Below are 16,026 nucleotides of genomic sequence, written 5' to 3' on the forward strand. Positions count from 1 at the left end.
TCAAATGAGAGCGCTCTCATTTCTAATTTACCCATTTGGAGGCCAAAGATGAAAACCTTTAAAATTGCCATTATTGGTGGCGGCAGTAGCTATACCCCTGAGCTAGTTGACGGATTAATTCAGCGTATTGACCAGTTACCCGTCACTGAACTGGCGCTGGCTGATGTCGAGTTAGGCCGTCAAAAAGTGGAGATTATTGCCGCGCTGACCCGCAGAATGCTGGACCGCCATGGGCTGGAACACGTGAAAGTTAGTGTTCACTTCTCACTGGACACCGCTATCGAGGGTGCCAATTTTGTTCTAACACAATTCCGTGTCGGCCAACTGCCAGCCCGGGCGGCGGACGAGCGCTTGGGTCTGAAATATAACTTGCTCGGGCAGGAAACGACTGGCGTTGGTGGTTTTGCTAAAGCGCTACGCACCATTCCCGTGATGCTGGATATTGCGGCTAAAGTTGAGAAACTGGCACCGGATGCTTGGATAATTAACTTTACCAACCCAGCCGGTATCGTCACTGAGGCCGTTACCCGTTATAGCAAAGCGAAAATTATTGGCCTGTGTAATGTTCCAATCAGCATGCACCATATGATTGCGAAATTATTGGATGCGCCATATGAAGATATCCAGCTGCGCTTTGCGGGTCTAAATCATATGGTTTGGGTGCATGAGGTTCTCCAGCAAGGTAAAAATGTTACCGCAGATGTGCTGAACATGTTGTGTGACGGTGCTTCACTGACCATGAACAACATTAAAGAAGCACCATGGCCGCCAGAATTCCTGCGAGCAATGGGTGCAATTCCTTGCCCATATCATCGCTATTTCTACCAGACACAAGATATGCTGGCAGAAGAAATGGCCGCCGCGGCTGAACGTGGCACCCGCGCAGAGCAAGTCATGCAGGTAGAAAAAGAGCTGTTTGATCTGTACGCTGACCCCCATCTGGATAGCAAACCGGAGCAACTCAGTTTCCGGGGCGGATCATTTTATTCTGAAGTAGCACTGGAACTTATTCGTGCAATTCATAATAATTTAGGTACGCAACTAGTTGTGAATACAACCAACCGCGGCGCGATTCGCGGTTTGTCTGATGGCTCAGTGGTAGAAACCAACTGTATTGTTGATGCGCAAGGCGCTCACCCACTCACTTTTGGTCCTTTGCCGGTTTCAATGCATGGGCTAACCCAGCAGGTCAAAGCTTACGAGCGCCTGACTATTGAAGCTGCCGTGCATGGTGACCGGCGCAGTGCCTTATTGGCATTAGTAACTAACCCATTGATTGGGAACGCCAGTATCGCCCAGCCACTGCTGGAAGATGTTCTACAGGTAAATAAACTTTACTTGCCGCAGTTCGCAGATTTGTAATATTCATTTATTTTATACTCACGGTAATTGGAGTTGCAGCTCCCCTCTGCAGCTTCAAGTACTCAGGGGATTGGAGCAGATAATGGTCACACTGGAAGACGTCGCGGTATTAGCCGGGGTTTCCCGCGCTACGGTATCCCGCGTGGTCAACGGTGATACCAATGTCAAAGCACAAACTCGCGAAAAAGTAGAGCAAGCGGTAGCGGTATTGGGCTATACCCCAAATCCTGCTGCGCGGGCACTGGCCTCCAGCCAAAGCAATACACTGGGGCTAGTGACCACCTCTTATCGCGGGGGCTTTTTTGGTGCATTGATGGATTTCATACAAACTGAAGCTGAATCTCAAGGTAAACAGCTTTTAGTCACTCAGGGCCGAGATAATGCAGATAAAGAATGGCAGGCAATTCAGCGCCTGTATAATTTACGCTGTGACGGCCTAATCCTGCATGTCCGTTTTCTCAGTGATGAAAGGCTGCATCAGTTGGCGGCGGCAGGCCGCTCATTCGTGCTATTGGATAGACTGGTTCCCGGTCTGGAAGCCCGCTGTGTCACTTTTGATCACCGCCGCGCCAGCCAAATAGCAACTCAGGTACTTATTGATGCCGGCCATCGCCGTATTGCATGCATCAGTGGTTCTGCACAGCGCCAGTCCAGCGAATTGCGCCGTCAGGGATTTATCGATGCAATGCAATTAGCTGATTTAGAACCGGTTGCCTGTGTGGAAGGGGTTTATGACCTGGAAAGTGGCTATCAACGCGCGGATGAGATCCTCAACCGCCCTCAGTTACCCACGGCTATTTATTGTTGTAACGAAGAAATGGCCATTGGTGCGCTGCTAGCTATCAATAAGCATCACTTGCAAGTCCCTCAGGATATTTCATTGTTGTGTTATGACAGTGGCGAACGCGCACCTTTTGTTAGCCCGGCATTAACCAGCTTGCATTTCCCCATTGTAGATATGGCGCGCTATGCGACTCAGTTATTGATTAACCCACTGATCCCAAATGCCAGTTTCCCCCCTGCGATTATCATGCGCGAATCGGTTATGCCGCCTAAAAAGCACCTTTAAAACGCAATGATTAATCACAAACAAGGTGGCAAGCAAATGCCTGCCACACTTATTATTTCACTTGAAAATGACGCTTAGAATGTCACATTCAGTTTTGCCCAAAGAGTCCGACCCGGCTCATTCAACTGCGTATTGGCGGAGTAGCCGAATCCACTGTTACCGGCCATATTGAGGTGCTCGCTATATGCTTTATTCAGCAGATTATCGACACCACTGCTGATTTTCACCTGCGGCGTCACTTTGTAGGCCACATTCGCAGACAGCACGCCGAAGCCCGCACTGTCAGCGAAATCTTTACCCACCACATTCCCTTCGTTCATGGCAATTCGATGCTGACTACTGACCAGACGCCATAATGCAGTGCTGCTCCAGTCACCTGTCTCAAACGTCAATCCCAGCCGCGCTTCGAGTGGGGGCATTTGCGGCAATGGGCGATGATTACTGGTGTTTTCTCCCCATGAGTAAGCCAAACTGGCATCCGCTTTCCAGTTGTCATTGAAGGCATATCCAGCCCCCATCTCGCCACCCATGATAGTCGCGTTGATATTATCCGCCTGACTGATACGCAGATTGTTCGGATCATATTTGAACAAGATGAAATCATTAACCCGCCCTAAATACGCAGACATCCAACCGTTTAGCTGCTTACCATTATATTGCGCACCGATATCAAGCTGGGTAGTTTTCTCACTTTTCACCCCCTCAAAAGCACTGGAGGAACCCGCAGGCCCGAGCTTCGGTGAAAATAGCTCCCAATAATCAGGGAAACGCTCAGTGTGGCCTAAGCCGGCATACCACATGACCGGGAGGTCAGCCAGATTATGTTCAAAGCGCATGAAACCGGCGGGCAGCACAGCAGAACGTGTCAGTTCATCCGCACGGGTATAATTTGTCACGTGGTGATGGTCAATACGCACGCCGGTAATCACCTTATCTTGCTCGCTGGCGTCCCAAGTCAGTTCACTAAACACCCCATAGTTTGCAAAACGGGCATTTTTACTCCAATTGCCTTGTTTATTTTTACGATGGGTATTGGTTTGCAGGTCAGTACCCGCCTCCAGCTTGAAATCTTGCCATAACCAAGTGCCCATAGCTCTGCCGCCGATGGTGAGCCGGTCCAGATTACTGCTCATTGCCATCATTGGCGGGGTACGTAACGTGTGGTTATCCATAATATGATTGACGTAGCTGTAATAGACTTTAGCTTCGATTTTATCCAGCACGTCACCAATATTGGTTTTTTCAAAGCGCGCCCCCAGACTTTCCCGCAGGAACTGAGAACCGTCCATGCCGCGCCCAGCATAGCGTGCTTCGCCGTCACCTTTGCCCGCCGTCAGCTCAAGCAAAGTCTCCGCATCCGGTGTCCAGCCCAGGGCAATATCAGCATTCCATTTATCCCACTGTGATGGCACCCGATCCCCATTACCGTCCTTATAATCACCGGCCTGAGACTGATTACCCATCATTCGCAAATAGCCTTGCTCATTGCCCAAGCTGGTATCCATATTTTTATCCCAGCGGCCATTAGAGCCGACCAACAAGCTGGCATTTCCTTTGATGCCCGCCTCGGTAAACTGGGGCGGCTCGCGTTCAAACAAAATGGTACCGGCAGAGGCTCCCGCCCCCCACAATACTGATTGCGGCCCTTTTACCAGAGTCAGCAGGTCAAAACTCTCCGGTGAAATATACGAGGTCGGCGCATCCATGCGCGACCCGCAAGTCCCCAAAATTTCCGCATCATCAGTCAGAATTTTCATGCGCGAACCAAACATGCCGCGGAATACCACGTCACCATTAGTTCCCCCATTGCGAATTTGTGAGAAACCGGGGATGGTCTTGAGATAGTCCGCGCCGTCACTGGCTGGCACCGGCTGGCGCGGTGTTTTAGGGGATGTGACGACAATCAGCGGTGAATACAGCGGAGCTGTCACCGTAATGACATCCGCATCATGGGTTTTTTGATCTATACCATCACTCATTGCGTGATTTGCTGAATGAGGAGTCACCAAATGCTCCTGTTCTGCCGCCACCACATTTAAGGCCAATACAGACAGGGTCGAGGTTACCGCGCATGCTAATAATGTTCTTCTAAAGGTTTTATTCTTACCAGACATAACTATTCCTAGGGCAATACAAATCGCTCCAGCGGGGATTTATCCACGCCAAAAAAGTGTTTTTTTATCGGGTTATCAGGAATAAAAGAGTGTCGGTGGCGGCGCGCGCGGGTGGTTTTCGGAATAAGTATCGTCAATGATTGTTGAATAGATAAATAGCGTGGGTGATATTTCAACTCGCTGTAATACAGAGTGTATATCGGCTTTAAAAGCCGTATTGAGCACCGGCAGGTGAGTCAGTAATACACAATATCCACAAGCAGCATGCTCCATCGCCATGTCATTATGATTGGCGGTAGGCTGCCCGACATGAGCGGTTTGGATGTCATGATGGGCCATATCCATGACATCGTCGGCCATCGTCATAGATAAGGTATTTTGCTCATACGAAAGCGCAAGTGAGGCGGAGATCACCGGCGCGATAAAGAGCATTAGAATCGCAACTATCCCCAGCCAGGCGGTATAGCGCCTTCTACGATAAAGAATTTGGCCTAATGGCATTCGCCCACCGGCGCGAATAATATTGCTGTGACCATCCCACTGTTCATTACGATAGTTCCTTTATCTCAATAACCAAAAATACGAGTGATAATTCCCTATTTTATTAATTGTTTTCATTGGCTCTGACCGGCCGAATGAGTGGGGAAGATCATATCTAAACCCGCGTTAAAACGGCATTAAACATCCTTAAATTAAGGTTATTTCTTATTTTATCTGAGTTTGGATTTGTGATAGATCACTGTTATTTGCAATAAGGCCACCTTAATTGCATATGAAATTGAATGTATATCACAAAAAATAGCCATGCCTGTGCTAGGATCCGCGGCCTCAGTAGTGAAACTGGTTTGAACGCTTTTTATAAATGTTCTTACTATTATTGTTTAAATATTATGCTGACACAGGCCCATCTATGAATAACAGCAATCGCCTTCGACTCACTTGGATCAGTTACTTTTCATACGCGCTGACCGGTGCGTTAGTTATTGTCACCGGGATGGTGATGGGAAATATCGCAGAGTATTTCAATCTGCCCATTGCCAGTATGAGTAACACATTTACTTTCCTTAACGCCGGTATCTTGATCTCTATCTTCTTGAATGCTTGGTTGATGGAAATCATTCCGTTAAAACGCCAGTTGGTATTTGGCTTTATTCTGATGTTGATTGCGATTGCCGGACTAATGGTCGGGCATAACTTGATGGTCTTCTCCATCAGCATGTTCATCCTCGGGGTCGTTAGCGGGATAACCATGTCAATTGGGACTTTCCTGATTACCCATATGTATGAAGGGCGTCAGCGCGGTTCACGCCTGCTGTTCACCGACTCCTTCTTCAGCATGGCCGGGATGATTTTCCCCGTCGCCGCGGCAATGCTGCTGGCGCGCCATATTGAATGGTACTGGGTTTATGCTTGCATCGGCCTGTTGTATGTCGGGATTTTCGTACTGACATTATGCTCTGAATTCCCGGTTCTGGGCCATAAAGCCACTGACCAGAGCAAGCCCGTAGCCAAAGAGAAATGGGGCGTCGGTGTTTTGTTCCTGGCGATTGCCGCGCTGTGCTACATCCTCGGCCAACTCGGTTTCATCCAATGGGTACCGGAATACGCGACCAAAACCTTCAATATGAATATCAGCCAGGCAGGTCAATTGGTCAGTAACTTCTGGATTTCTTACATGATTGGGATGTGGGTATTCAGCTTTATCCTGCGCTTCTTTGACTTGCAACGCATCGTCACGGTGTTAGCAGCGCTGGCAACTTTGTCGATGTATATGTTTGTCAGCACTGATAACGCAGAGCACCTGAGTTACTACATTCTGGCCTTGGGTTTTGTCTCCAGTGCCATTTACACCACTCTGATTACATTGGGCTCACTGCAAACCAAAGTGTCCTCGCCAAAACTGGTGAACTTCATTCTGACCTGTGGCACCGTTGGCACCATGCTAACTTTCGTGGTAACAGGGCCGATTGTGGCAAACAGTGGTGTTCATGCGGCGCTGGCAACGGCCAACGGCTTGTACCTAACAGTGTTTGTGATGTGTCTGATTCTGGGCTTTTTCACCAAGCACCGCAGTCATGGTCACGTGACCCATTGATTTAGCTGCTGTTTCCCCTGCCACCCTCACGGTGGCAGGGCAATACCATTTCTATGCCCCAGCGCAGCCAACACATCTGCAACGTGAAGATGGCGGGCACTTTCTATTTAAAACTCACCACTTCTTCCTGCCCTAAATATATCCGGCTCTCTGCTGGCTGCGTCTTCGCTATCACCACACCATGGCGAATAGAATAATGTACTGGTACCTGCCGCCGTACCGCATCAAAACCATTGTCAGCGGGTAGAATAACCAGATTGGCGCTATTACCCGGCTGCAAACCATAATCCGATAAATTCAGGGTTCTGGCACTGTGAGTGGTTATCAAATTCAGCCCATCATTGATTTGACCGTATCCCATCAGTTGGCAAATATGTAATCCCATATGCAATACCTGCAACATATTGGCAGTGCCCAGCGGATACCACGGATCGAACACATCGTCATGACCGAAACAGACATTAATCTCTGCCGCTAGCATCTCTTTTACCCGCGTAATGCCCCGCCGCTTTGGATAGGTGTCAAAGCGGCCTTGCAGATGAATATTCACCAGTGGATTAGCTACAAAGTTAATACCGGACATTTTTAGCAGGCGAAATAGCCGCGAAGCATAAGCGCCATTATAGGAGTGCATCGCCGTGGTATGACTCGCAGTCACGCGCGCACCCATGTTTTCCCGGTGTGCCAATGCCGCCACGGTTTCGACAAAGCGCGACTGTTCATCATCAATTTCATCACAATGCACATCCACCAGCCGTTGATATTTCTGCGCCAATGCAAAAGCAATATGCAGCGATTCAACGCCATATTCGCGAGTAAATTCAAAATGAGGAATGGCACCGACCACATCAGCCCCTAGCCGCAGCGCCTCTTCCAGAAGTGCGGCCCCCTCCGGGTAGGAGAGAATTCCCTCTTGCGGGAAGGCCACAATCTGCATATCCACCCACGGGCTGACTTCTTCTTTGACCTCCAGCATGGCACTCAATGCCGTCAAGCTGGGGTCAGAAACATCCACATGGGTGCGAACATGCTGAATTCCATTGGCTATTTGCCATTTCAGAGTTTGCCAGGCGCGCTGTTTAACATCCTCACGAGTCAGTAGCGCTTTGCGTTCAGCCCAGCGCTCAATCCCCTCAAACAAGGTGCCTGACTGATTCCAACTGGGCTGACCGGCGGTTTGAGTGGTATCCAGATGAATATGCGGCTCAACAAATGGCGGCAATGCCAACCCACCTTGCGCATCCAATCCCCCAGAACCGCTGGCAGTCTGCTCCGGTTGAGCTAAAATCGTCGTGATTTTGCCATCCGCAATTGCTATCTGCCACAACCCGGTCTGCCCGGCCAGACGGACATTATTGATAGTGGTTAATAAATGATTCGGTAAAGATTGGCCCGCCATAAATACCCCATGATTGCTTTTGGTTATTACGCTTTAGCTTACCCGACCCGCTGCCACTCGCCCGATTTTCTTTTAATAAAACACTGTTTTAATTTAATGAATAAAAAAAGCGAAACTGAAACCATTCAGCTAAACATGAATGAAATCCACAACTTATAAAAAACGTTAAAAATCAGCCATCTACCACCTTAGAGGTATATGGAGAGCAAATTGATTTACATCAATAAGTACGCGGTGCGGAAGATTAAGGTGAGGGTAGAAAATTAAAAATTGAGGCAAAAATGAGCAAAGTCAAACTTGCCATCATCGGCAACGGTATGGTCGGCCACCGCTTTATTGAAGACTTACTGGATAAAGCAGATAAAGACCAATTTGAGATAACCGTATTTTGCGAAGAGCCGCGCATCGCTTATGACCGGGTCCATCTTTCTTCTTACTTCTCTCACCACACTGCGGAAGAACTCTCACTGGTTCGTGAAGGTTTCTATGAAAAGCACGGCGTTAACGTGTTGGTCGGTGAACGCGCCATTACCATCAATCGCAAAGAGAAAGTCATTCACTCCAACAGCGGCCGTACCCTGTATTACGACAAGCTGATTATGGCGACAGGATCTTATCCATGGATCCCGCCCATTAAAGGCAGCGAAGGGCAAGACTGCTTTGTTTACCGCACCATTGAAGACTTGAATGCCATCGAAGCCTGTACCCGCCGCAGCAAACGCGGGGCAGTGATTGGCGGCGGATTATTAGGGTTGGAAGCGGCGGGCGCACTGAAAAACCTTGGCGTTGAAACCCATGTTATTGAATTTGCTCCGGTATTAATGGCTGAGCAGCTCGATCCGATGGGCGGTGACCAACTGCGCCAAAAGATTGAGCGCATGGGCGTCAAAGTTCACACCGGCAAAAATACCCAAGAGATTGTTCATACTGGACAAAAAAACCGCAAAACTATGCTGTTTGCCGATGGCACGCAGTTGGAAGTCGATTTTATTGTGTTCTCAACCGGTATCCGCCCGCAAGACAAACTGGCCCATCAATGCGGTTTAGCCACAGCTCGCCGTGGTGGTATTGCTATCAATGATTATTGCCAGACCTCTGATCCCGATGTGTACGCTATTGGCGAATGTGCGTCATGGCAGGAGCGGACTTTCGGGTTGGTCGCACCGGGTTACAAAATGGCGCAGGTCACCGCCGACCATTTATTAGGCCGCGAAAACACCTTCCGGGGCGCGGATATGAGTGCCAAACTCAAGCTGCTGGGTGTGGACGTGGGTGGGATTGGTGATGCCCATTGCCGCACCGAAGGCGCGCGCAGCTATGTCTATCTCGATGAAAATAAAGAGATTTACAAGCGCTTGGTGGTCAGTGCCGATAACAAAACCCTGCTCGGAGCAGTGCTGGTAGGGGATACCAGTGATTACGGCAATCTACTGCAACTGGCGCTGAACAATATTGAGTTACCGGAAAACCCCGATAGCCTGATTTTACCTGCTCATGCAGGCAGTAAACCGGCAATTGGGGTGGATTCACTGCCCGATACGGCTCAAATCTGCTCCTGTTTTGATGTCACCAAGGGCGATATTATTCAGGCGATTAGCCAGGGCTGCCATACCGTAGCAGCGCTGAAATCGGCCACTAAAGCCGGCACCGGCTGTGGCGGCTGCATTCCGCTGGTAACTCAAGTATTGAATGCCGAACTCAGCAAGCAAGGCATTGAAGTTAATCATCATTTGTGCGAACACTTTGCTTATTCCCGCCAAGAGCTGTACCACCTGATTCGTGTTGAACAGATTAAAACCTTCGACGCTTTGCTGGAGAAATATGGCAAAGGTTACGGCTGTGAAGTGTGTAAACCGACTGTCGGTTCGCTGCTGGCCTCGTGCTGGAATGAATATATATTGGAGCCGCAACATACGCCGTTGCAGGATACCAATGACAACTTCCTCGGCAACATTCAAAAAGACGGCACTTACTCGGTTATCCCGCGCTCACCGGGCGGTGAAATCACCCCTGATGGCCTGCTGACCATTGGCCGGATCGCCAAGCAATATAATCTCTACACCAAACTGACTGGCTCACAGCGCGTCGGGATGTTTGGCGCGCAAAAAGACGACTTGCCGGCTATCTGGGCGCAATTGATTGAAGCAGGTTTTGAGACCGGGCATGCCTATGCCAAAGCACTGCGCATGGCGAAAACCTGTGTCGGTAGCACCTGGTGCCGCTTTGGGGTAGGCGATAGTGTCGGGTTTGGTGTTGCGCTGGAGCATCGTTACAAGGGCATCCGCACACCACATAAAATGAAATTTGGTGTCTCCGGCTGCACCCGTGAATGTTCTGAAGCACAGGGTAAAGATGTCGGGATAATCGCCACCGAAAACGGCTGGAACCTGTATGTCTGCGGTAACGGCGGGATGAAACCACGTCATGCAGATTTACTGGCAGCAGATCTGGATGAAGACACCCTGATGCGCTACCTCGATCGCTTTATGATGTTCTACATCCGCACTGCCGATAAGTTGCAACGCACCTCGGTGTGGCTGGAGAGTCTGGACGGTGGCATTAACTACCTGCGCGCCGTCATTCTCGACGACAAGTTGGGCATCAATGACCAACTCGAAACAGATATTGCCCGTCTGCGCGACAAAGTCACCTGCGAATGGAAAGCCACTGTTGAGAACCCGGCGGCACAAGTCCGTTTCGCCCACTTTATTAACAGCCCGCTGCGCGACCCGAATGTACAGGTGGTGCGTGAACGCGAACAACATCGTCCGGCTCGTCCGGAAGAACGCATTCTTGTCCGGGTGCTGGAGGAAAACCTATGAGCCAGTGGATCCCACTTTGCCCATTAAACGATATTTTGCCCGGTAGCGGTGTATGCGGTCTGATTGGTGAGCATCAAATCGCGGTCTTTCGGCCTTATGCTGACGACCAGGTTTTTGCCATCAGCAACATTGACCCTTTTGCTCAGGCCAGTGTGCTGTCGCGCGGGTTAATTGCAGAACATCAAGGTGATTTGTGGGTGGCTAGCCCCCTGAAGAAACAACATTTCCGCCTACATGATGGCTTCTGCCTGGAAGATGAAACACGCTCGGTTACCCATTATGACGTGCGGGTACGTGACGGTATTGTGCAAGTCAAAGCGTAATAAATAACAGTTATCCGGTCAGCGCCGGATGACCATAAAATAACTCTCGATCACAGGTATGAGTATGTATACAGACACAATTAACAAATGCGCTGCCAATGCCGCCCGCATCGTCAAGTTGGCCAAAGAAAGCCCACTGGGTTTTTGGATTGGTTCAGCCATGGCCGGTGCCTATGTCGGCCTTGGCATTATTCTGATTTTTACTCTGGGTAATCTGATTGACCCGGCATATCGTCCATTAGTCATGGGAGCCACCTTTGGCCTGGCACTGACCTTGGTGATTATCGCCGGTTCTGAGCTGTTTACCGGCCACACCATGTTCCTGACCTTCGGTGTCAAAGCCGGCACTATCAAATCCAGTCAAATGTGGGCGGTATTACCACAAACCTGGCTGGGGAATCTGCTGGGCTCTGTTTTTGTCGCCCTACTCTATTACTATGGCGGCGGTAATTTGCTGTCCGTAGACACCAGTTTGGTACACACCGCCGCGCTGGCAAAAACCTCTGCGCCCGCTATGACCTTATTCTTTAAGGGTGTATTATGTAACTGGCTGGTTTGTCTGGCGATCTGGATGGCAATTCGTGTTGAAGGTGCGGCGAAGTTTATCGCCATCTGGTGGTGTTTACTGGCCTTTATTGCCTCTGGTTATGAGCACTCCGTGGCCAATATGACGCTGTTTGCTTTGTCCTGGTTTGGTCATCACAGCGAGGCTTACACCCTGAGTGGCATCGGCCACAATTTATTGTGGGTCACACTGGGGAATACCTTGTCAGGCGCAGTATTTATGGGGCTGGGCTACTGGTATGCCACGCCACGGGAGCAACGCCCACAGCCTGCGCCAGTCAATGCGCCCCAAGCCGTAAAAGAGTGATTTTTGCAAGATTAATGGCAAAAGGGTTTACCCCCTAGCGGCCTCAACCTGAAGGATTGCCCCATGGACTACTTCCCGATTTTCTGCCAACTGCAAAACAAAGCCTGCCTGCTGGTCGGTGGTGGTGAAGTGGCCGAACGCAAAGCCCGTTTATTGCTCGATGCTGGCGCACTCGTCACCGTCAATGCGTGTGAATTTACGCCGCAGTTTCACGATTGGGCGGAACAGGGGCAACTTTCATTGGTCAGCGGCGAATTCGCACCGGAACTGTTAGCAGAAAAATGGCTGGTGATTGCAGCAACTGATCAGGTGGCCGTCAATGCTTTAGTCTATCAAAGCGCCAACCAACAACGGGTATTTTGCAATGTGGTTGATGACCCAAAACGCACTAGTTTTATCATGCCATCAATCATCGACCGCTCTCCTATCATGATTGCCATCTCTTCTGGCGGTAAAGCCCCGGTCTTGGCCCGATTGCTGCGCGAAAAACTCGAGGCCATGCTGCCACAGCATTTGGGGCAGTTGGCACAGTTGGCGGGTGATTTACGCCAGCGGGTGAAACAGCATTTTGCCGCCATGACTGACCGCCGCCGCTTCTGGGAAAAACTGCTGACCCACGACCGTCTGGCGCAATCGCTGGCTAATGAAGACCGAGTACAAGTCGAGCGGCACGTCGAGCAACTGTTCAATGCGCCACTTGCTGATCGCGGTGAAGTGGTGCTAGTGGGCGCAGGGCCAGGTGATGCCGGCTTACTGACATTGAAAGGTTTGCAGCAAATTCAGCAAGCTGACGTAGTGGTTTATGACCGCTTAGTATCGGATGAAGTCATGAATTTGGTGCGCCGCGATGCCGAGCGAATTTTTGTCGGTAAAGAGTCTGGCCGCCACACAGTACCGCAAGAACAAATTAATCAGATTCTATTGCAGCAGGCGCGGCAGGGAAAACGTGTCGTGCGTCTGAAAGGTGGCGATCCATTTATTTTCGGCCGTGGCGGCGAAGAATTGGAAACACTGGCAGACTACAACATTCCGTTTTCCGTCGTTCCGGGGATAACAGCGGCTTCTGGCTGCTCAGCCTACAGCGGAATTCCGCTGACTCACCGCGATCACGCCCAAAGTGTACGGCTGATTACCGGCCACGCCAAGCAAGACAGTCAGTTAGATTGGGCCAATCTGGCAGCCGAAAAACAGACGCTGGTATTCTATATGGGGCTATCGCAGGCCGGTGAAATTCAACAGCAACTGATTCGGCACGGCATGCCAGCCACAACACCAGTGGCTCTGGTCGAGAACGGCACCTCGCGGCATCAACAGGTGGTGAGTGGCGAACTGAGCCAGTTGGCGCTACTTTCCCAGCAGGTCAGCAGCCCGAGTTTGATCATCGTCGGCAGTGTGGTTAGTTTGCGCGAAAAACTGAATTGGTTTTCCAGCGCTGAGCATGGCAAGGCTGGGGTAAAGGAACAAATTGAACGAGTGAGTTAAACTGAATTGGCTCTGAAGGGGGAGAAATCCCCCTTCGGCTAACTTATTGATTCACTTATGGATGAGCAACAAAACCAATTGCTTCATACACTTTGGCCAGTGTCTCTTGCGCGCGGCCACGCGCTTTAGCCGCGCCCTCACGCATCACTTCCTGCAAGAAAGCTTCGTCTTCACGATATTTATGATAACGCGCTTGCAGCTCACTCAGCATGCCAGAAACCGCATCAGCAACAGCACCTTTCAGATGGCCATACATTTGGCCTTCAAACTGCGCTTCCAGCTCAGGAACTGATTTGCCTGTCACACCAGAGAGAATATCCAGCAGGTTTGACACACCGGCTTTCTTTTCGGTGTCATAGCGGATCACTGCTGGCTCATCAGAGTCAGTCATTGCGCGCTTAATCTTTTTAACCACCGATTTAGGGTCTTCCAGCAGCTCAATGACGTTATTACGATTGTCATCCGATTTTGACATCTTTTTGGTCGGGTCCTGCAAAGACATGACCCGCGCACCGGCTTTAGGAATAAACGGCTCAGGGATTTTGAAGATATCGCCATACAAGTTATTGAATCGGCTCGCAATATCGCGACTCAGTTCCAGATGTTGCTTCTGATCTTCGCCCACTGGCACCTGATTGGTCTGATACAGCAAAATATCTGCTGCCATCAATACCGGGTAATCGAACAAACCGGCGTTAATATTTTCAGCATAACGGGCGGATTTGTCTTTGAACTGAGTCATTCGGCTCAGTTCGCCGAAATAGGTGTAACAGTTCAGCGCCCAGCCCAGTTGAGAGTGCTCTGGTACATGGGATTGGACGAAAATGGTGCTTTTCTTCGGATCAATCCCGCAAGCCAGATACAGCGCTAAGGTATCCAGAGTTCTTTTACGTAACAGCGCCGGATCCTGACGAGCCGTAATCGCGTGCAGGTCAACAATGCAATAGATGCAATCATAGTCATCTTGCATCTGTACCCACTGACGCAGCGCACCCATGTAATTGCCAATAGTCAATTCGCCGGACGGCTGCGCGCCGCTAAATACGATAGGTTTTATTGGTTTATCGGATACAGCCGTTAATTCAGTGGGTTTACTCATTTTATGCTTCCTGATCTTTTAAAGATGGTAGCCCGATGGCGGGCAACAGACAGGCAAAGTGCTCCAGCACACAGTCGGGATGACTGGTGGCAATAGCTTCGCCGTAGTTATATCCATAGGTCAGCCCAACACAGGGGCAACCCGCCGCCTGCGCGGCCATAATGTCATTGCGTGAATCACCAACAAACAGCATTTCATGGGCATGTAAGCCAAGTTTGGCCAACAATAAATACAATGGAGCTGGATGCGGTTTCTTCACCACGACATCATCACCGCCAATGATGACGGAGAAATAATCGGCAATACCCAGTGACGCCAGCAGCGGGGCAACAAATGGCGTGGGCTTATTGGTAATCAGCCCCATCGGCAAACCACTGGCGGCCAGTTGCGCCAATGTCACTTTTACTTGCGGGAATAACTGGCTTCCCTGTTCAACCGTCTGGGCATAATAGTGGTCAAATAGTTCGCGGGTATGCGCCACAGATTGGGCATCAGCCTCACGGCCTGCCCAGCGCAGTGCGCGCTCGACGAGCACATCCGCACCATTACCAATCCAGGTTGACACCAAATCTTGGCCCGCAGCGGGTAAATTTTGATGCTGTAACGCCATATCAATCGCGCTGGCAAGCCCCGGAGCGCTATCAACTAATGTGCCGTCGAGATCGAAAGCCACACCGCGGATAGAATCAAATTTAGTCATTGGCAGACATCGCCAATTCACTGCGCATGGCATCAATGACTTTGGCATAATCCGGCTGATTAAAAATAGCCGACCCCGCCACAAACATATCAGCACCTGCGGCGGCTATAGCGCGGATATTATCCACTTTAACGCCACCATCCACTTCCAGACGAATATCATAGCCGCTGTCATCAATCAGTTTGCGTACCTGACGCAATTTATTGAGTGTTTCGGGAATGAAAGACTGCCCACCGAACCCTGGATTCACCGACATCAACAAAATGACATCCAGCTTATCCATCACATAGTCAAGGTAGCTAAGAGGGGTGGCGGGGTTGAACACCAAGCCCGCTTTACAACCACTTTCTTTAATGAGTTGCAAAGTGCGGTCAACATGCTCGGAAGCTTCAGGATGGAATGAAATATAGGTGGCACCCGCTTTGGCGAAGTCCGGGACAATGCGGTCAACCGGTTTCACCATCAGATGGACATCAATAGGGGCAGTGATACCGTAATCGCGCAGAGCCTTGCATACCATCGGCCCGATAGTCAGATTAGGAACGTAATGATTGTCCATCACATCAAAATGCACAACATCAGCACCGGCGGCGAGCACCTTAGCAGTATCTTCACCCAAACGGGCAAAATCGGCTGACAGAATAGACGGGGCAATTAAAAACTTTTTCATCCGCTTCTCCAAACGTATCT

The 16,026-nt window shown here is 50.1% G+C and carries 13 protein-coding genes; 7 read left to right on the plus strand and 6 right to left on the minus strand.

Going from position 1 to position 16,026, the window contains the following annotated elements:
• Window positions 1-48: 48 nt before the first annotated feature.
• Both F0T03_RS20250 and F0T03_RS20255 read left to right on the plus strand, forming a co-directional pair.
• The gene (locus tag F0T03_RS20250; RefSeq protein WP_145555435.1) at window positions 49-1,362 is read left to right on the plus strand and encodes a 6-phospho-beta-glucosidase; all 1,314 of its coding nucleotides are present in this window, start codon (window positions 49-51) and stop codon (window positions 1,360-1,362) included.
• Window positions 1,363-1,444: 82 nt separating this feature from the next.
• Complete coding sequence (locus F0T03_RS20255; protein ID WP_145555434.1) at window positions 1,445-2,431, plus strand: LacI family DNA-binding transcriptional regulator; 987 nt, start codon at window positions 1,445-1,447, stop codon at window positions 2,429-2,431.
• A 74-nt stretch (window positions 2,432-2,505) separates the two neighbouring features.
• On the opposite strand, the gene F0T03_RS20260 is transcribed toward F0T03_RS20255, so the two are convergent.
• The gene (locus F0T03_RS20260) at window positions 2,506-4,440 is read right to left on the minus strand and encodes a TonB-dependent copper receptor (protein ID WP_425511057.1); all 1,935 of its coding nucleotides are present in this window, start codon (window positions 4,438-4,440) and stop codon (window positions 2,506-2,508) included.
• A gap of 180 nt (window positions 4,441-4,620) precedes the next feature.
• A complete protein-coding gene (locus F0T03_RS20265) occupies window positions 4,621-5,046 on the minus strand; it encodes a DUF2946 domain-containing protein (RefSeq protein WP_159680308.1) in 426 nt (141 codons plus the stop codon).
• 409 nt (window positions 5,047-5,455) lie between these two features.
• Between F0T03_RS20265 and tsgA the strand changes: the two genes are divergently transcribed.
• Window positions 5,456-6,640 carry an MFS transporter TsgA gene (tsgA, locus tag F0T03_RS20270; protein ID WP_145555431.1) on the plus strand — a complete coding sequence of 395 codons (1,185 nt, stop codon included), beginning with the start codon at window positions 5,456-5,458 and terminating at the stop codon, window positions 6,638-6,640.
• A 103-nt stretch (window positions 6,641-6,743) separates the two neighbouring features.
• On the opposite strand, the gene F0T03_RS20275 is transcribed toward tsgA, so the two are convergent.
• Entirely contained in the window at window positions 6,744-8,039 is a 1,296-nt protein-coding gene (locus F0T03_RS20275; protein WP_145555430.1) for a cytosine deaminase, read from the minus strand.
• Window positions 8,040-8,320: 281 nt separating this feature from the next.
• On the opposite strand from F0T03_RS20275, the gene nirB reads away from it, so the two are divergent.
• The 4 genes from nirB (at window position 8,321) to cysG (ending at window position 13,537) form a co-directional block, all read left to right on the plus strand.
• Window positions 8,321-10,861, plus strand: coding sequence for a nitrite reductase large subunit NirB (gene nirB, locus F0T03_RS20280; RefSeq protein WP_159680311.1), 2,541 nt, complete (start codon window positions 8,321-8,323; stop codon window positions 10,859-10,861).
• The gene (nirD, locus tag F0T03_RS20285; protein WP_159680313.1) at window positions 10,858-11,184 is read left to right on the plus strand and encodes a nitrite reductase small subunit NirD; all 327 of its coding nucleotides are present in this window, start codon (window positions 10,858-10,860) and stop codon (window positions 11,182-11,184) included. Before nirB ends, nirD begins: the two co-directional genes overlap by 4 nt.
• Before the next feature lie 64 nt (window positions 11,185-11,248).
• Complete coding sequence (nirC, locus tag F0T03_RS20290; RefSeq protein WP_145555427.1) at window positions 11,249-12,055, plus strand: nitrite transporter NirC; 807 nt, start codon at window positions 11,249-11,251, stop codon at window positions 12,053-12,055.
• A 63-nt stretch (window positions 12,056-12,118) separates the two neighbouring features.
• The gene (gene cysG / locus F0T03_RS20295; RefSeq protein WP_145555426.1) at window positions 12,119-13,537 is read left to right on the plus strand and encodes a siroheme synthase CysG; all 1,419 of its coding nucleotides are present in this window, start codon (window positions 12,119-12,121) and stop codon (window positions 13,535-13,537) included.
• Between the two features lie 55 nt (window positions 13,538-13,592).
• Here the strand turns inward: cysG and trpS are convergent, their stop codons facing one another.
• Genes trpS through rpe form a run of 3 tightly spaced genes read right to left on the minus strand, consistent with a single transcriptional unit; the run spans window position 13,593 to window position 16,006 of the window.
• Window positions 13,593-14,636, minus strand: coding sequence for a tryptophan--tRNA ligase (gene trpS / locus F0T03_RS20300; protein WP_145555425.1), 1,044 nt, complete (start codon window positions 14,634-14,636; stop codon window positions 13,593-13,595).
• A gap of 1 nt (window position 14,637) precedes the next feature.
• Window positions 14,638-15,336, minus strand: coding sequence for a phosphoglycolate phosphatase (locus F0T03_RS20305; RefSeq protein ID WP_159680316.1), 699 nt, complete (start codon window positions 15,334-15,336; stop codon window positions 14,638-14,640).
• Window positions 15,329-16,006 carry a ribulose-phosphate 3-epimerase gene (gene rpe / locus F0T03_RS20310; protein ID WP_145555423.1) on the minus strand — a complete coding sequence of 226 codons (678 nt, stop codon included), beginning with the start codon at window positions 16,004-16,006 and terminating at the stop codon, window positions 15,329-15,331. Before rpe ends, F0T03_RS20305 begins: the two co-directional genes overlap by 8 nt.
• Window positions 16,007-16,026: the final 20 nt, after the last annotated feature.

The sequence above is a fragment of the Yersinia canariae genome (assembly GCF_009831415.1).
Classification (GTDB): Bacteria; Pseudomonadota; Gammaproteobacteria; order Enterobacterales; family Enterobacteriaceae; genus Yersinia; species Yersinia canariae.